Genomic DNA, 16,570 nt, shown 5'->3' on the forward strand with positions numbered 1-16,570 from the left:
CTAGTTTTTCCCGCTCGACGAAGACGCCCGCTGGCGTCTTTCCGTGCCCAGGAGTAAACGATTACATGCAGGACACCGCGCTCACCGCCCCCAACGCCGAGATCCGTCGTGCCGGGGTCGATCTCAATGGACTGATGACGGTGCTGGGCAAGCACCTGTACTCCACCCCGATGGTGGCGCTGCGTGAGCTGGTGCAGAACGCGCACGACTCGATCATCCGCCGCCGCATCGAACAGCCCGGCGTCGAGGTGCCTTCGCGCATTTCGGTGCAGGTCGATGCCGCTGCCGGCGTGCTGCGCATCACCGATACCGGTGCCGGCCTGACCCGCCAGGAGATCCACGATTACCTGGCCACCGTCGGCGTCGGCTATACCCGTGGCCTGCGCCAGGGCGGCGAGGACGATGAAGGCCTGATCGGCATGTTCGGCCTCGGTTTCCTGTCGGCCTTCGTGCTGGCACGCCGGGTCAGCGTGCGCACCACCTCGTACCAGACGCCGGATCTGGGCCATCTGTACGTGTCCAGCAACGCCGAGCAGTACACCGTCAGCGAAGTGCCGGCACGCGCGGTCGGCACCGAGGTGGAACTGGAGCTGCATCCGGACTTCCTGCCGCTGGCCAACGAAGCTCGCCTGCAGGAGGTGCTGGGCCGCTACTGTGCGCTGCTGTCCGAGCCGATCTTCATCGGCGCTGCGGGCGAGGCGCTCAACCCCGAGCCGCCGCCGTGGCGCGGCCCGGGGGATGTGGCCGTGCATCCGGTGCAGGCGCGCCGCCAGGCGCTGCAGTTCGCCGCGCGTTTCGAGCATGATTTCGAGCCGATCGTCACCGTGCCGCTGCGTGCCGATGGCAACAGCGATGCCACCGGCCTGCTGTGGGTGCAGGACGGCGCCACCTATGGCACCAGCGACAACCGCAACCTGTCGGTGTTCGTGCGCGGCATGCTGCTGGACGACGACGCGCGCGACCTGCTGCCGCCGTGGGCCGGCTTCATCGGCGGGGTGATCGAATCCTCCCGGCTCACGCCTACCGCCAGTCGCGAAGACCTGCAGCGCGATGACCAGTACCGCGCCGTGCAGCATGCACTGCTGGAGGCGCTGATCGACGGCCTGGCCGACGTCGCGCGGCAGCAGCCAGAGGCGTGGCGACGCGTATTGAGCCGCCATAACGAGGCGCTGCTGGGCGCGGCGCTGTGCGATGACCGCCTGTTCGACCTGCTGCTGGAACACGTGCGCGTGCCGACTTCGCAGGGTGACCTGCCGGCCAGTGCGCTGCCCGCGCGCGGTGCCGTGCACGTGATCCTCGACAACGGCGGCGGTTTCGAGGAAATGCTGTTCCGCGCGATGGGCGTGCCGGTCGCGCATGGCCATCGCTATGCGGTGGTGCCGTTCCTGCGGCGCTGGGCCCAGGCCAAGGGCCTGCGCCTGGTCGAACTCGGCACCGAGCAGGGCAACCGCGCGCTGTTCCGCAGCGACGACAGCCTCGACGAGGTGCAGCTGGCATGGCTGCGCGAGCAGCTGGGTGATGGCGAGCAGCTGCTGCCGGCGCGCTTCAGCCCGGAGGCATTGCCGGTAGTGGTGGTGCCCGACCGCGAGGCCGAACTGAAGCAGCGCCTGGAGGACGACGAGAACGACAAGCGCGTTTCGATGGCGGCGCTGCGCCTGGCGCGGCAGTTCACCGCACGCATCGAATCGCGCGCACCCTCGCGGCTGTATCTCAACCTCGACAACCCGGCGGTGCAGGCGCTGTTGCGCGCACAGCGCGAGGGCCACCCGCAGGCCGAAGCGGCGGCACGCCTGCTGCGCTCGCTGAAGATCATCGTCGCTGCGCAGGGCCGTCCCCTGGCCCGGGCAGCGACCGCCACGCCAGGCCCGGATCTCAACGGCGCCTTTACCGATATCGCCGGTGCCCTGCAGCAGATGCTGCGCTGAGCACCGCACCCTCTCATCCAGCCTTCGCTAGACAGGAGCACTTACCCCATGGACATCTGGAACTGGGTCGAAAAACTGCAGGGAGACCTGCGCCAGGCCGGCCAGGCGCAGAACGCGCACCTGCTGAACCGCCTCGCCGACGAGGTCAGTGAGCTGCAGATCGACCGCGTCGATGCACTGCTGCCCGAAGCGCGTGCGCTGGGCAAGGCACTGGACAACCCCTGGGTCGACGTTTATGTCGGCCATTGGGCGCTGCGCAACCGCGTCGGCAACCGTGTTGAAGGCGAGAGCGCTCTTGGCGAAGCCGTTGCGCTGTTCGAGCGCGCACACCGCGAAGACACCCTGGAATGCCCGCAGTCGATCTGCGTGACCCAGGATCTGGCCGCCTGCTACGGCAACATCGATGGCCCGGGCTGGGTGCCCGAGCGCATCGAGGTGTGCGACGAGACCCTCGGCCGCATCGATCCCAGCTGGGCCTGCTTCCAGTGCCTGAGCTGCGAGAAAGCCGATGCGCTGCTCGACGACGGCCGCGGCCAGGAGGCGCTCGATTACCTGCAGGTGCAGTCCGATGCGATCGAGGCCTGCGGCAAGGAGGTGTTCGACAGCTTCCCGGAGATGCAGATCAAGATCCTGCTTGCCGTCGGCCGGGCCGAAGAGGCGCTGGTGCTGATCGAAAAGCGCGAGGCTGAAGTGGCGGCTTCCGGTGAGTACGAGCCGGCCAACTGCACGGTGCCACGCCGCCTGTCCAAGGCGTGGGCGCTGGCCCAGCTGGGCCGCGACGAAGAGGCGTTGCAGCAGCTGGTGCCGTGGCGCGAGCTGACCCCGAACTACTGGCGGCTGTGGGCGAACACCGCCGCAGCGCTGTGCCAGCGCGACCCTGCACGCAATACGTGGGACCTGGGCACGCGTTTCAACACGATCATCGAGCACTTCGCCCGGGTCGGTTCGCATCGCCTGCTGATCGAAGTCGCGGCGCTGAGCCTGGAGTTGGCACTGCAGCGGGGAGCGCGCTGGGTGGCGCTGCGCCAGCTGGAGCTGGCGCGCACCCATCTGGCGCAGCTGCGGCAGGACCGTGGCGCAGCTGCCCTGGTGGCCGGCCTGGCCGCACGCATCGACGCCTTGCCGGATGTCGCACCGCTGCCGGTGCCGGCCGCCGAACTGCTGGCATGGCTGGAGGCGCAGGGGGAGCAGAACCAGGCGCGCGACCCGGAGCGTGAGGCGCAGTGGCTGCTGCAGGCACAGGCGCAGCTGCCCGATGACGAGGCCTTGGCCGAGATGGCCGCCTCTGCGCTGAGCGCCTGTGGTGCACAGACCGAAGCGCGTGCATTGCTGTGGCGCTTCGTGCGCGCACACACGCAGGATGACGGTCCGGCCGCCTATACGTTGATGCGCTGGCTGGCCGAGCAGGGCGACGACGATGGCCTGCGCCAGTTGGCCGACCTCTATCGCGGCAGCGTGCCGGTGTTCGCGCACTGGTGCGACGTGCAGCGCGCACGCCGGGTGTCCGACTGGCCGGCGCTGGAGCAGGCCGCGCAGGCGCTGCTGGCAGCATCGCCCGGTTCGCACGGTGCGCGCGGCACGCTGGCGCGCATGTACATGGAAACCGGCCGCTTCAGCGAGGCGCAGGCCTGCTATGCGCAGCTGGCGGAGCTGCTGGAAGAGCCGAGCGCCGCGCATTGGGACCACATGAGTGCAGCCAGCGCGGCGCGTGACTGGGACGCGGTGCGTCGCTCGGCCGCAGCGATCGGCATGGAGCTGTCCAGCCAGGGCGGTGTGGTCGAGGAGCCGTGGGGCTGGGTGATCATCCGCAGCGAAGAGAACGGCGAACCGATGGAGTACTACGCCCGTCGCAGCGGCCCGGTCACCGCACGCATCGTTGAGAACGCGCCGTCCAACCGCGCCCAGCAGGTGGGTGACTGGGTGGTGTTCGATGCGGCGCTGGTGCATCCGGCCCCGGAGGAAGAAGAGGCGCGCGAGCATTTCATCCCGACCTATGCCCAGGTGCATGTCCTGGAGCGCGGCGGCTTCGCCCGCAGCTGGATGATCGATGGCGCGCACCCGGGCGAAGAGGCCTGGAATGCCTTCGTCGAGGTGGCCGAAGCACAGGGTTGGAAAGTGTGGTCGCACAGCCGCCCGGACTACACGGTCACCGATCCCGATGTGGAAGAGGGTACGCTGCCCGGCCTGCTGTTCACCGTCGCCCAGCCGCAGGACCATGCGCCGCTGGCGCTGCACCGCTTCCTGCAGCAGGAGACCGCGAAGTGGCCGCATCCGCATTGCTGGCTGCGATTGGCCGAAGCCTGTGACCAGGACCGCCAGCCGCATCTGGATGTGATCGAGCGTTACGGGTTGTAGGCTCGCCGCGCTGCGCGCTCGCCGGGCATGGCCCGGCGCTACCCCATCCGATTCTGGTAGCGCCGGGCCATGCCCGGCCCCCCCCCACACAAGTTATGGAATACATGCGAAAGACAGGGATGTTCGTGATCGCCGGGCTGCTGCTGGCCACCAACGCGCAGGCCGCACAGGCCTGCCAGGAACCCGTGGCTGTGGCCCGCGCCTTCTACCAGGCAACGACGGGCGATGGCGATCTGCTGGAGCCACCACCGGCGCTGGTCAGCCCTGCCTTCGGCAAGGCACTGCGCGGCGAGCGCGCCTGCCAACAGCGTGAAGAAGGCATCTGCACGATCGATTCCGATCCGTGGCTGGATGCGCAGGACGGCGACATCGAATCCCCGGTGCGCTACAGCTGGAAAGAGGCGTCGGCCACCGCCGGCCAGGTCGAGATGCGTTATTCGGTATGGAAGAAGGCCTACGTGACCCGCCTGCCGATGGTGCGCCAGGGGCAGGGTTGCTGGCAGGTCGATGACATCCTCACCAACAGCGGTCGCTCGCTGCGGAAGATTCTGGCCCAGCCGGTGCCCTGAACCGCCTGCGGCATCCAGGCAGGGTGCGGTCCTGTTGCCGGCCAGCGGCCGGCACTACCAGATTGGGTGCCGACCGTTGGTCGGCACGCTGCTATCGCGTATGCCCGAACACCAGTTCGATCACGAACTGGCTGCCGAAGAACGCCAGCAGCAGCAACAGCATCGCCGCCAGCGTCCAGTGCACCGCCTTCATGCCGCGCCAGCCGTAGCGCCGGCGGCCGATCAGCAGCACGCCGAAAACGATCCACGACAGCACGCTGAGCACGGTCTTGTGCACCAGCTTCTGCGCCAGCAGGTCGTCGACGAACAGCACCCCGGTGACCAGGGTCAGGGTCAGCAGCGCGAAGCCGACGGTGATCACCCGGAACAGCAGTGATTCCAGGTCGGCCAGCGGCGGCAGCGCGCGCAGCCACGGGCGGAACTCGCGGCGGCGCAGGGCGCGTTCCTGCAGCCAGAGCATGATTGCCAGCAGCGCGGCGATGCTCAGCGTGGCGTAGGCCAGCAGCGCCAGCCACGCGTGGCTGGCCAGGCGCCAGCCCAGTACCTTGCTCGGTTCGTGGCCGTAGCCGTGGTAGGCCAGCAGCAGGACCGCGGCCAGCGGGAACACCACCACGCCCAGCGCCGACATCCGCCCGCGCGCGCCGACCAGCGAGGTCAGCCAGGCCATGCCCAGGCCGACCAGCGACAACGCGGCGAAGAAGTGCATGTCCGGCCCGCCGTTGGTGCGCATCGCCACCATCACGTGGTAGCCACCATGCAGCAGCATCGCCGGCAGGGCGGGCCACAACCAGGTGGGGGAGCCGGTGCTTTCATCGCGGCCGAGCGCGCGCACCAGCAGGGAACTGGCGGCCAGGTAGAGCAGGACGGCGATGAGAACGATTGTCATCGTTGCAGTTTCGCATACCCCCGGGATGCTGGCGACGGCCCCGTGGTCGCAGTCCGGGCAGACAGCCGGACCCGTTATACTGTCTGCCTTATTGTCCCCCGCTTTCAGACAGGTTGCGCCGCATGTTCGAGTCCCTGACCCAGCGCCTTTCCGGCACCATCGAGCGCCTGCGTGGCCGCGGCCGCCTGACCGAGGAGAACATCCGCGAGGCGACCCGCGAAGTGCGCATCGCGCTGCTCGAAGCCGACGTTGCGCTGCCGGTGGTGCAGGCCCTGATCGAGCGCATCAAGGTGCGTGCGGTCGGCCAGGAAGTGCTGAAGTCGCTGACCCCGGGCCAGGCCCTGATCAAGGTCGTCCGCGATGAGCTGACCGCGGTGATGGGCGCCGAAGCCAGCGACCTGAACCTCAACGTGCCCGCCCCGGCCATCATCCTGATGGCGGGCCTGCAGGGCGCCGGCAAGACCACCACGGTGGGCAAGCTGGCAAAGCACCTGAAGGAAAAGCGCAAGAAGAAGGTGATGGTGGTCTCGGCCGACGTCTACCGTCCGGCCGCGATCGAGCAGCTGAAGACCCTGGCCGAGCAGGTCGGCGTGCTGTTCTTCCCGTCCAGCGCCGACCAGAAGCCGGAAGCCATCGTCCGCGCCGCCATCGACGATGCGCGCAAGTCGTTCGTCGACGTGCTGCTGGTCGATACCGCCGGCCGCCTGGCCATCGACGAAGCGATGATGGCCGAGATCAAGGCCCTGCACGCTGCGGTGAACCCGGCCGAAACCCTGTTCGTGGTCGACGCCATGACCGGCCAGGACGCGGCCAACACCGCCAAGGCCTTCGGTGATGCGCTGCCGCTGACCGGCGTGGTGCTGACCAAGACCGACGGTGACGCCCGCGGCGGTGCCGCGCTGAGCGTGCGCTACATCACCGGCAAGCCGATCAAGTTCGTCGGTGTCAGCGAAAAGCCGGAAGGCCTGGACGTGTTCCATCCGGACCGCATCGCCAGCCGCATCCTGGACATGGGCGACGTGCTGTCGCTGGTCGAGCAGGTCGAGCAGCAGGTCGACAAGGACAAGGCGGCCAAGCTGGCCGAGAAGGTCGCCAAGGGCAAGAAGTTCGACCTGAACGACATGCGTGACCAGCTCGAGCAGATGCAGAACATGGGCGGCATCGGCGGCCTGATGGACAAGCTGCCGGGCCTGGGCAACATCCCGGACCATCTGAAGCAGCAGGTCAGCCAGGGCAAGGAAGTGCCGCGCATGATCGCCATCATCAGCTCGATGACCAAGAAGGAACGGCGCAACCCGAACCTGCTCAACGGCTCGCGCCGCGCGCGCATCGCCAAGGGCTCGGGCGTGACCCCGGCCGACGTCAACAAGCTGATGAAGCAGTACATGCAGATGGAAAAGATGATGAGCAAGATGGCCGGCGGCGGCATGAAGGGCATGTTGCGCAGCATGAAGGGCATGATGGGCGCCATGGGCGGCCGCGGCATGCCGTTCCGTTGATGCAGCGGCGGGGCCGGCGCGCATTGCGATCCGGCCTCGGTCACAATGACTGGCGTATGCTGGGCGGCGACTTCTGCAACAGGTATGTCGCGTGAACGCATCGCCGATTCTTGAGCGCGCCGACACCTTCTGTCGGCGTTTTTCATTGCAGCTTCCGATCCTGCTGGCACCGATGGCCGGCGCCTGCCCCGTACCGTTGTCCGCCGCGCTGGCCAATGCCGGCAGCATGGGGGCGATGGGCGCCGTGCTGTCGTCGTCGGCCGATATCGGTCGCTGGATGGAGGACTTCCGTTCGACCTCCACTGGCCCGGCGCAGGTGAACCTGTGGGTGCCCGATCCCGCACCGACCCGTGATGTGGCCGCCGAGGCCGCCAGCCGCGCTTTCCTCGCGCAGTGGGGCCTGGACGTCCCAGCCAGCGCCGCCGATGCCACGCCCGCCGATTTCGAAGAACAGTTCGCCGCGCTGCTGGCGGCACGCCCGGCGGTGGCCTCGACCATCATGGGCGTGCTGCTGCCGCGCCACGTGCAGCAGTTGAAGGACGCCGGCATTTCCTGGATCGCCTGTGCGACGACCTTGTCCGAAGCGCGTGCGGCACAGGACGCCGGTGCCGATGCGGTGGTGGCACAGGGCGCCGAGGCCGGTGGCCACCGCGGCGCGTTCGATCCGGCGCTGGCCGAGCGCCAGCTGGTCGGCTTGTTCGCGCTGCTGCCGCGCCTGGCCGATCACCTGCAGATCCCGGTCATTGCCGCGGGCGGTATTGCCGACGGCCGTGGCATCGCTGCCGCACTCACCCTGGGCGCCAGCGCCGTGCAGATCGGCACCGCCTTCCTGCGCACGCCGGAAGCTGCGATTGCGTCGGCGTGGGCCGATGGGCTGGCCGCCAGCGAACCGGAAGATGCCTGGCCGACGCGTGCGTTCAGTGGCCGCCTCGGCCGCGGCCTGGCGACCCCGTATGTGCGCGCTGCTGCTGCCGAAGGCGCCCCCGCGCCGCGCCCGTACCCGGTGCAGCGTGGCCTGACCGCGCCGATGCGCAGGCAGGCCGTGCAGGAAAATCGCCTGGCGGCGATGCAGGCCTGGGCCGGGCAGTCAGCATGGATGGCGCCGGCACAGCCGGCCGCCGACGTGCTGCGCGGCATGTGGGAACAGGCGCAGGCACTGCTGCGATGAGGGTCACCTGCAATGGCCAGCCGGCGCAGGTGGAGGATCTGCTGCCGGCGCTGGTGAACTACGGCCACTTCACCTCGCTGCAGGTGCGGGGTGGTGCGGTGCAGGGACTGGACCTGCATCTGGCGCGGCTGTCGCAGTCCACGCGCGAACTGTTCGGCAGCGAGCTGGATGCCGCGCAGGTGCAGGGCTGGATGGCGCAGGCGCTGCAGCAGGCGGCGCTGTCCGATGCCTCGCTGCGGGTGACGGTGTACTCGCGTCGCTTCGACTTCCGCAATCCGCTGGCTGCGGTGCCCGTGGACGTGCTGGTGGCGGTGTCCGCGCCGGTGGCGCTGGACGCACCGAAGCGGGTGCGCAGCGTGGTGTGGCAGCGCGAGCTGCCGCAGATCAAGCATGTCGGCACCTTCGGCCTGTTCGCCGAGCGTCGCGCGGCGATGGCGGAAGGATTCGACGATGTGCTGTTCGCGACCGCCGATGGCGACGTGAGCGAAGGCAGCACCTGGAACCTGGCCATTCACGATGGTGAGCGGCTGCTCTGGCCGCAGGCACCGGCCCTGCGCGGTACCGCCGAAGCGCTGCTGAAGCAGCATTGGCCGGGGGCGCAGGCCACGCAGCCGTTGCGGCTGGCGGACCTGATCGGTATGAACGCCGCTTTTGCCTGCAACGCCAGCGGCCTGTGGGCGCTGGAGGCCATTGACGGGCATGTCCTGCCCGGCTCGCAGGCCTTGGCTGAACAGGGAAGGGCGGTGCTTGCGAGTGTGCCGTGGCAGCCGCTTTTCTGAACGAGGCGCGCGGCGGACGCTACCTTGAAGCGTCGCAGCCGGTAGCGCCGGGCCATGCCCGGCGGATGCTTCCGCAGCGAACAACACTCAGGGGTTCCAATCAGATATGGGCACGGTCACCGAGCAGCATCGCGCGGTAGCGATGCACGCAATCAAGATCATGGGTGGTGAGGGGCGGCCCATGGTCCAGGCCTTTCACGAAGATCATCGCCAGTGTTCGGTCGATATCCTCACGACGTTCAGCTCTCCGGAAACAGGGCTGAAGTCCATCTCGTCCATCGGCCTGTCGGATTTTGTGTTACGTCATGCGGAGGGGCAGGAACTGGAAACGCGCGTCGAGCTTTGTGCGTGTGCAGAACAGGACGCGCTGCATTGGGACAACGTTGTCGCCTCGACGGCTTTCGCGATCATGCGTGATCGTACGGCGGTGCGGCCTGGTAGCGTGATTCCGGACATCTGCAGGACTACTTCCCATCGACCCGGATGCCGCACATCTATCTGGTGCCGCCTTTCTTCTGGAATGACGCCAGGTTCCCGGGACTGCAGTTCCCGCCGGTGGCAATCGACTGGCTGCAGTGCATCGCCATCCACGAATCCGAACGACGACTTGTCGAGCGGATTGGCAGCGATGCATTTGATGACCGGCTGCAGCAGCAGGAGATGGACGTGCTGGACATGCATCGGAAGCCTGTCACCGGAGCACTCTGACGTTATTGCCTTCGGGACGTCGGCGGGGTCAGCTGGAGATTCATCACGTTGCTGAACGAAGACCGCCGGGCATGGCCCGGCGCTACCGTGAAGGCAGGCCACCCCTGGGGTTGGCTCGGCCGGGCTCTGCCGCTATAATCGCCCGCTTACCTCGCCATCCTGGCGACTGGGCAATAGGAAAAACACCATGGTCAAGATTCGACTGACCCGCGGCGGCGCCAAGAAGCGTCCGTTCTACCACATCATCGTCACCGACGTGCGCAGCGCGCGCGACGGCCGCAACATCGAGCGCGTTGGCTTCTACAACCCGGTCGCCCAGGGCGCCGAGAAGCGCATCGAGCTGGACCTGGCCCGCGTTGACCATTGGGTCAAGAACGGCGCCCAGCCGACCGACAAGGTCCGCAACCTGATCAAGGAAGCGACCAAGTCCCAGGCCGCTGCGGCCTGATCCTGACGGGCCACGCTTCGGCGTGGCCCTCTTGGTTGAAGCAGATGAAAGATATCGAGCGCCGCATCCTGCTGGGCAGGGTTGTCGGCGCTTTTGGTGTGCGCGGCGAGATCAAGCTCGAGTCCTGGACCGAGCCACGTTCCGCCATTTTCCGTTACCAGCCGTGGATCGTGCGCAGCCCGTCCGGCGTGGAAACCACGATTGAAGGTGTACGCGGCCGCGACAGCGGCAAGCACCTGGTCGCCCGTTTCCCCGGCGTCGAGGACCGCGATACCGTTGAAGCGATGCACGGCACCGAGATCTACGTGGCCCGCAGTGCACTGCCGCCGCCGAAGCCCGATGAGTATTACTGGGTGGACCTGGAAGGCCTGGACGTGAAGACCACCGAGGGCGTTGCCCTGGGCCAGGTCTCGCACCTGTTCAGCACCGGCGCCAACGACGTGGTGGTGGTCCGGGGTGACCGCGAGCGGATGATTCCGTTCGTGCAGCCGGACTTCGTCAAGTCGGTCGACTTCGAGGCCAACCTGGTCGTGGTCGACTGGGATCCCGAGTTCTGAGTGTGAGCATGCGTTTCGACGTCATCACCCTGTTCCCCGAGTTCCTCGCCCAGTCCGCTGGACTGGGCGTGGTCGGGCGCGCGCAGGAGAAGGGGTTGTTCAGCCTGCATGGCTGGAACCCCCGTGATTACGCCGAAGGCAACTACCGCCGGGTGGACGACCGTCCGTTCGGTGGTGGCCCTGGCATGGTGATGTTGATCGAGCCGTTGCAGGCCTGCCTGCAGGCGATCCGTGATGCCGATCCGACCCCGGCGCGGGTGATCCATCTCAGCCCGCAGGGGGCGCCGTTGACCCAGGCCAAGGTGCGGGAACTGGCGGCACTGCCGCGCATGGTCCTGCTCTGTGGCCGCTACGAGGGCATCGACGAGCGTTTCCTGGAGGCCAATGTCGACGAGGAGATTTCCCTCGGCGACTACGTGCTGTCCGGTGGCGAACTGGGCGCGGCGGTGATCATCGACGCCGTGGCCCGCCTGCAGGACGGTGCCCTGAACGACGCTGAATCGGCGGCGCAGGACAGCTTCGAGGGCGAACTCGGCCTGCTCGACTGCCCGCACTACAGCCAGCCGGCCCAGCACCCGCTGGGTGACGTGCCGGACGTGCTGCGCTCGGGCAACCACGCGGCCATCGCGGCTTGGCGCCGCCAGCAGTCGCTGGTCCGTACCGCCCAGCGGCGCCCGGACCTGCTGGATGAACAGGCGCTGGGCAAGGCCGACCGCAAGTTGCTGGAACAGGGCCGTCAGGCCCGGAAACACAAGGCCAGCCCCTAGCGCAGGGCTGGCGTTATCGGCTATCATGGCCAATTCCCGCCGGCCCGGTCGGCGCGCGCAGTACCCAAAACAAACGTGCAGCACAGTCCGGTGACTGCATGAGCCTACGTTGTCGATACGACACGCCCACCCGAACAAGAATCGGTGTAACCCATGAGCAAGCTGAACAAGTCCATCGTCGCGGAATTCGAATCCGCCCAGATCACCCGTGAACTGCCGAAGTTCAGCCAGGGCGACACCGTTGTCGTCAACGTGAAGGTGAAGGAAGGCAGCCGCGAGCGCGTGCAGGCCTACGAAGGCGTTGTCATCGCCACCAAGAACGCCGGCCTGAACTCCTCGTTCACCGTCCGCAAGATCTCGCACGGCTACGGCGTCGAGCGCGTGTTCCAGACCCACAGCGCCATCATCGACTCGGTCGAAGTGAAGCGTCGTGGTAAGGTCCGCGCCGGCAAGCTGTACTACCTGCGTGGCCTGGAAGGCAAGGCTGCCCGCATCAAGGAAGACCTGGCTGCCGCTGCTGCCGCCAAGGCTGCCCGTCTGGCCGAGAAGGCCTGATAAACAACTTCGGTTGTTGCCGCGACGGCCACCTTCGGGTGGCCGTTTGCGTTTCCGGCATCGCATCGGCCACGATCAGGCGATGAATGACATCAACCGGCACTATCCCGCCGTCATCCAGTCGGCGCTGCGCTTCCTGGACGGCAAGGGGCTGGCGCGCGTGCAGTCGGCGCCGCTGCTGCATCGTGTGCTGTGGCGCATGGGCATCGCGCTGCCACCGCCGATCCTGGCCGGCTTCGGCACCAATGCGCTGGTGCAGGGCCTGCTGTTCGGGCTGTTCTGGACTGCGCTGATGTGGCTGATGCTGTGGCAGGGCAGCGAGCGCCCGCTGGCGCTGTTGCTGGCGGCCGGGCTGTTGGCCGGTGCGCTGTTCGGCGTGGTGATGGCGGCGCTGATGCGCTCGCTGCGCCAGCACCGCAAGCTGCCGGACTGGCGGCAGTTCCGCGCGCGGCAGGCGGACTGAGCCGATGGCGCACTGCGCCGTGACCGGCAGGCACGCACCGCGCTAGGCTGCGGCTTCATCCCGTTGGACGTACCGTGCGATGCCTGCCAAGCGAACCGCACCTTCCACCGCGCCCACGCTGCTGTCCGGCGGCAACCCGCAGATCGCCAAGGGCGAGGGCGATGCCCCGGTGCAGGCCTATATCGCGGCGATGCCGGACTGGAAGCGGCCGATCGGAGTACAGCTGGATGCGCTGATCGCGCAGGCGGTGCCTGGCGTGCACAAGGCCGTGAAGTGGAATTCGCCGATGTATGCGGTGGCGCCGGGCGCAGGCTGGTTTCTCAGCTTCCATTGCTTCACCCGCTACATCAAGGTGGCGTTCTTCCGCGGCGCTGCGCTGAAGCCGGTGCCGCCCGAGCCGTCCAGAAGTGCCGATACGCGCTACCTGCACATTCCGCAGGATGGCGCGCTGGATGAAGCACAGTTCCTCGACTGGGTGCGCCAGGCTGCCGCCTTGCCCGGCGAGCAGATGTAAGCCCGACCTTCCGACTTCTTTCCCGACGAGAGCCCCATGATGGCCACGCATGCACCGAACCCTGCCGATGCCGGGACACCGGCGGCTCAACTGATTGATGCGCGCATTGCCGAGCTGGGTGACTGGCGTGGCGAAACGCTGGCACGCGTGCGTGCGTTGATCCATGAAGCATTGCCCGACGTGCAGGAAACCTGGAAGTGGCGCGGCACGCCTGTGTGGGAGCAAGACGGCATCCTGTGCACTGGCGAAACCTACAAGCAGGCGGTGAAGTTGACCTTTGCCCACGGTGCAGCGTTGGCGGACCCGAAGGGCCTGTTCAACGCCAGCCTGGAGGGCAATACGCGGCGCGCGATCGACATTCATGAAGGCGTGATGCCCAATGCGGCGGCGTTGAAGGCGCTGCTGCGCGAGGCCGCGACGTTCAACGCGGCGAAAAAGAAGCGCTGACCGTCTTCTGTAGCGGCGAGCCCATGCTCGGCTGACAGCCTGTGCGGACCAACGGTCCGCACCCACCTCAACGTGGCGGGGCTGGCTCCAGCGCTGCATCCGGGTCGGCCACTGGCGAGGGCGGGCAGGCCGGAATCTCCGAGGGCGTGGCCAGTTCTTCGGCGTGCGAGGGCTTTCCCATCATCTTCGCCTTGCGCCAGCCACCCCAGCGGTAATAGGCCAGCGACAGCAGCATCGACACCAGCGAGCTGACCGGGAAGCTCCACCAGATCGCATCGGCGCCCCAGTACGGCTGCAGCAGTTCGGCGAACGGCACGCGCACGCCCCACAGCGAGCCGGCCAGGATCAGCAGCGGCGGAATCACTGCGCCGGTCGAGCGCACCACGCCGGAGATCACGAAGCTGACGCCGAAGAACAGGAACGAGCCGATCACTACGTGGTTGAGGTGGCGGGCGATGTCCAGCGCCTGGCTGGCCGGTGGCAGGAACAGCGCCAGCAGCTGGCGATCGAACACCACCAGCGGCAGGATCAGTGCGCCGGTCAGCAGGAAGTTGAACAGCACGCCCTGGCGTGCGGTGCCGCGCACGCGGTCCCAGCGCTGCGCACCGACGTTCTGTGCGGCCATCGACGAGCACGCTGCGCCGATGGCCATCGCCGGCATCTGCAGGTAGTTCCACAGCTGCAGGGCAGCGCCGTACCCCGCACCGGTGTCGGTGCCGTACTGGTTGACCATGGTCATCAGCAGGATCACCGACAGCGAGATCAGCACCATCTGCAGGCCCATCGGCACGCCCTTGACCACCAGCGCCTTGAGGATGGTCATGTCGAGCTTGAACAGGCGCATGTCGGCGCGGCCCAGCCACAGGGTGTGGCGCTTGTGCCGCATGTACAGCAGCAGGCCGGCCAGCGACAGCGTCTGCGCGACCAGCGTGGCCCAGGCCGAGCCGGCGATACCCAGCGCGGGGAACGGCCCCATGCCGAAGATCAGGACCGGGTTCAGCACGATGTCCAGCGCCACCGACACCATCAGGAAACGGAACGGCGTGCGCGAGTCACCGGCACCGCGCAGTGCGGCGGTGAGGAAGGCGAATGCGTACAGCGTCGGCATCGCCAGGAAGATGATCTGCAGGTAGGCCTCGGCCAACGGCAGCGAGGCGGCCGGCGTGCCCATCGCCGCCAGCAGCGGATGGGCCATGAACCAGCCGGCGATGGCGATGATCACCGACAGGCCGATGAAGAAGGTGGCGCTGGTGCCGACCACGCGCCGCGCCTGCGCGATGTCACGCGCGCCGATGGCCTGTCCGATCAGGATGGTCGAGGCCATGCCGAAGCCGAACACCGAGCCGATCAGGAAGAACATGATGTTGTTGGCGTTCGCGGTGGCGGTCAGTGCCGCCTCGCCGAGGAAGCGCCCGACCCAGACCGCATTCACCGAACCGTTCAGCGACTGCGCGATGTTGCCCGCCAGGATCGGCAGGGAAAACAACAGGAGATTGCGCCCGATCGGGCCGGAGGTCAGGTCAAGCGGCGCTTTGGCCATGGAGTGGTGATCGAATCCCGGGAGGCGCACACTAGCACCAAGCCGGTTTGCGGGATGTGGCAATGCATCAACGACTGCAGGTGAAGTGGAGCATGGCGCTGGCCTTGATCGGCGCCGTACTGGCCGCATGTTCGACAGGTGACCGGCTGGGCGATACCCAGGTGCGGCCGACCGATCGCCCCGAGTGCCTGGTCGGCAGCCAGCGCCAGGATCTGTCTGCTGGCGTACCCACCCTGATCGGGGGCAGCGGTTGCCGCACCGACCCCGACAACCCGCGTCCCCTGAACAAGCGAACGGAGTAGTCCCTGCCGATGACCGAGCTTTCCCCGCTGTCGCCCAGTGTCCGCCTGGACATCTGGCTGTGGGCGGCCCGTTTCTTCAAGACCCGCAGCCTGGCCAAGCAGGCCATCGAGACCGGCAAGGTCAGCGTGGCTGGGCAGCGCCCGAAATCCTCGCGCGCGGTGCGCGTCGGCGAGCAGCTGCAGGTGGATCGCGGCGAGGAGCATTTCGAGATCCAGGTGTTGGGGCTGAGCGACCAGCGCGGGCCCGCACCGACGGCGCAGCAGCTGTATGCGGAGAGCGAGGCCTCGAAGGCCCGGCGCGCCGAGCTGCGTGCGCTGCGCATCGCAGCACGCGATGGTTTCCAGCCGCCGGAACACAAGCCGGACAAGCGCGCACGGCGCTTGATCCGCGCGCTGGGCGATATCGACGCGTTGTAGGAAACGGGGCGCCGGGCCCGGCCCGGCGCCGCCTGGCTCAGCGCTTGCCACCCAGCAGGCTGCCGCCGATCTTCAGCAGGTCGCCCACACCGAGCTGGCCGTCACCATCCTGGTCCAGCAGGCTGCCGAGCAGGCCACCGGCAAGACCGCCCTGTTGCTGCACCTGCTGCTTTTCCTGGCCGAGGGCCTGGCTGAGCGAGCCGGCGTCGGCCTGGCCGCCACCGAGGCGCTGGGCAAGGAAGGCCATCACGATCGGGGCAAGAATCTGCAGCAGCTGGCTGGTGCGGCCGCTGTCGAGCTGCGTGGCCTGGGCCAGGCCGGTTTCCACCTTCTGCTGGTTGCCGCCGAAGATGTGGCCGAGGATGCCGGCGCCGTCGCTGGCGGCACCACCGCCACCGCCACCCAGCACCGAGCCGAGCACGCTGCCCAGGTCCAGGCCGCTGTGGTTGTTCTGCAAGGCGCCGAGCAGCGCCTGCGCGCCCTGCGGCTGCGAGGCGTTGTTGCCCAGCGCGCCCATCAGCACCGGCAGCGCGGCACTGATCGCGCCGGACGCCTGGGTATCGCTGATGCCGAGCTGCTGCGATACCTGCTGCAGCGGAGCGCCCTGCAATTTGGCGAGAAGTTCGTCGGTCAGGCTCATCTGCGGAATCCTTGATTGAGGTTGGGCGTGC

The 16,570-nt window shown here is 67.8% G+C and carries 19 protein-coding genes and 1 pseudogene; 17 read left to right on the top strand and 3 right to left on the bottom strand.

Annotated features, from left to right (window positions below):
* Positions 1-65 precede the first annotated feature (65 nt).
* The 3 genes from CCR98_RS06080 to CCR98_RS06090 all read left to right on the top strand — a co-directional run bounded on the left by CCR98_RS06080 (position 66) and on the right by CCR98_RS06090 (position 4,849).
* A complete protein-coding gene (locus CCR98_RS06080) occupies positions 66-1,925 on the top strand; it encodes an ATP-binding protein (RefSeq protein WP_087921899.1) in 1,860 nt (619 codons plus the stop codon).
* A 48-nt stretch (positions 1,926-1,973) separates the two neighbouring features.
* The gene (locus CCR98_RS06085; protein WP_087921900.1) at positions 1,974-4,280 is read left to right on the top strand and encodes a tetratricopeptide repeat protein; all 2,307 of its coding nucleotides are present in this window, start codon (positions 1,974-1,976) and stop codon (positions 4,278-4,280) included.
* Positions 4,281-4,384: 104 nt separating this feature from the next.
* Positions 4,385-4,849 carry a hypothetical protein gene (locus CCR98_RS06090; protein ID WP_087921901.1) on the top strand — a complete coding sequence of 155 codons (465 nt, stop codon included), beginning with the start codon at positions 4,385-4,387 and terminating at the stop codon, positions 4,847-4,849.
* Between the two features lie 91 nt (positions 4,850-4,940).
* On the opposite strand, the gene ccsA is transcribed toward CCR98_RS06090, so the two are convergent.
* Positions 4,941-5,735, bottom strand: coding sequence for a cytochrome c biogenesis protein CcsA (gene ccsA, locus CCR98_RS06095; protein WP_087921902.1), 795 nt, complete (start codon positions 5,733-5,735; stop codon positions 4,941-4,943).
* A gap of 122 nt (positions 5,736-5,857) precedes the next feature.
* On the opposite strand from ccsA, the gene ffh reads away from it, so the two are divergent.
* The 12 genes and pseudogenes from ffh (at position 5,858) to CCR98_RS06150 (ending at position 13,640) form a co-directional block, all read left to right on the top strand.
* Complete coding sequence (gene ffh, locus CCR98_RS06100) at positions 5,858-7,234, top strand: signal recognition particle protein (protein WP_005408591.1); 1,377 nt, start codon at positions 5,858-5,860, stop codon at positions 7,232-7,234.
* Positions 7,235-7,325: 91 nt separating this feature from the next.
* On the top strand, positions 7,326-8,402 hold the full coding sequence (locus CCR98_RS06105) for a nitronate monooxygenase (RefSeq protein WP_087921903.1): 1,077 nt from the start codon (positions 7,326-7,328) through the stop codon (positions 8,400-8,402).
* The gene (locus CCR98_RS06110; RefSeq protein ID WP_087921904.1) at positions 8,399-9,181 is read left to right on the top strand and encodes an aminotransferase class IV family protein; all 783 of its coding nucleotides are present in this window, start codon (positions 8,399-8,401) and stop codon (positions 9,179-9,181) included. Before CCR98_RS06105 ends, CCR98_RS06110 begins: the two co-directional genes overlap by 4 nt.
* Positions 9,182-9,362: 181 nt before the next feature.
* Positions 9,363-9,575: pseudogene (locus tag CCR98_RS21415) on the top strand (suppressor of fused domain protein); the annotation flags it as partial.
* A gap of 89 nt (positions 9,576-9,664) precedes the next feature.
* On the top strand, positions 9,665-9,889 hold the full coding sequence (locus CCR98_RS21270) for a suppressor of fused domain protein (RefSeq protein WP_232463091.1): 225 nt from the start codon (positions 9,665-9,667) through the stop codon (positions 9,887-9,889).
* Between the two features lie 187 nt (positions 9,890-10,076).
* Entirely contained in the window at positions 10,077-10,337 is a 261-nt protein-coding gene (gene rpsP / locus CCR98_RS06120) for a 30S ribosomal protein S16 (RefSeq protein ID WP_005415733.1), read from the top strand.
* A gap of 44 nt (positions 10,338-10,381) precedes the next feature.
* A complete protein-coding gene (gene rimM / locus CCR98_RS06125) occupies positions 10,382-10,894 on the top strand; it encodes a ribosome maturation factor RimM (protein WP_010483256.1) in 513 nt (170 codons plus the stop codon).
* A gap of 8 nt (positions 10,895-10,902) precedes the next feature.
* Positions 10,903-11,661, top strand: a complete 759-nt coding sequence (gene trmD, locus CCR98_RS06130) for a tRNA (guanosine(37)-N1)-methyltransferase TrmD (protein ID WP_087921905.1) — start codon at positions 10,903-10,905, stop codon at positions 11,659-11,661.
* Between the two features lie 153 nt (positions 11,662-11,814).
* A complete protein-coding gene (rplS, locus tag CCR98_RS06135; RefSeq protein ID WP_005408597.1) occupies positions 11,815-12,216 on the top strand; it encodes a 50S ribosomal protein L19 in 402 nt (133 codons plus the stop codon).
* Positions 12,217-12,298: 82 nt separating this feature from the next.
* Positions 12,299-12,679: a DUF6404 family protein gene (locus CCR98_RS06140; RefSeq protein WP_087921906.1), complete on the top strand. Its 381-nt coding sequence runs from the start codon at positions 12,299-12,301 to the stop codon at positions 12,677-12,679.
* 79 nt (positions 12,680-12,758) lie between these two features.
* Positions 12,759-13,193 carry a DUF1801 domain-containing protein gene (locus CCR98_RS06145; protein ID WP_087921907.1) on the top strand — a complete coding sequence of 145 codons (435 nt, stop codon included), beginning with the start codon at positions 12,759-12,761 and terminating at the stop codon, positions 13,191-13,193.
* Positions 13,194-13,232: 39 nt separating this feature from the next.
* Positions 13,233-13,640 (top strand): DUF1801 domain-containing protein, encoded by a 408-nt coding sequence (locus tag CCR98_RS06150; RefSeq protein WP_087924150.1) that lies wholly within the window; start codon positions 13,233-13,235, stop codon positions 13,638-13,640.
* Between the two features lie 67 nt (positions 13,641-13,707).
* Here the strand turns inward: CCR98_RS06150 and CCR98_RS06155 are convergent, their stop codons facing one another.
* On the bottom strand, positions 13,708-15,180 hold the full coding sequence (locus CCR98_RS06155; protein ID WP_087921908.1) for an MATE family efflux transporter: 1,473 nt from the start codon (positions 15,178-15,180) through the stop codon (positions 13,708-13,710).
* 62 nt (positions 15,181-15,242) lie between these two features.
* Here CCR98_RS06155 and CCR98_RS06160 point away from each other — a divergent pair, with 62 nt between their 5' ends.
* On the top strand, positions 15,243-15,482 hold the full coding sequence (locus tag CCR98_RS06160) for a hypothetical protein (RefSeq protein WP_087921909.1): 240 nt from the start codon (positions 15,243-15,245) through the stop codon (positions 15,480-15,482).
* Between the two features lie 9 nt (positions 15,483-15,491).
* On the top strand, positions 15,492-15,899 hold the full coding sequence (locus CCR98_RS06165; protein WP_087921910.1) for an RNA-binding S4 domain-containing protein: 408 nt from the start codon (positions 15,492-15,494) through the stop codon (positions 15,897-15,899).
* Between the two features lie 37 nt (positions 15,900-15,936).
* Here the strand turns inward: CCR98_RS06165 and CCR98_RS06170 are convergent, their stop codons facing one another.
* On the bottom strand, positions 15,937-16,539 hold the full coding sequence (locus CCR98_RS06170) for a DUF937 domain-containing protein (protein ID WP_005408604.1): 603 nt from the start codon (positions 16,537-16,539) through the stop codon (positions 15,937-15,939).
* Between the last annotated feature and the right edge of the window lie 31 nt (positions 16,540-16,570).

The sequence above is a fragment of the Stenotrophomonas sp. WZN-1 genome, assembly GCF_002192255.1.
Taxonomy (GTDB): Bacteria; Pseudomonadota; Gammaproteobacteria; order Xanthomonadales; family Xanthomonadaceae; genus Stenotrophomonas.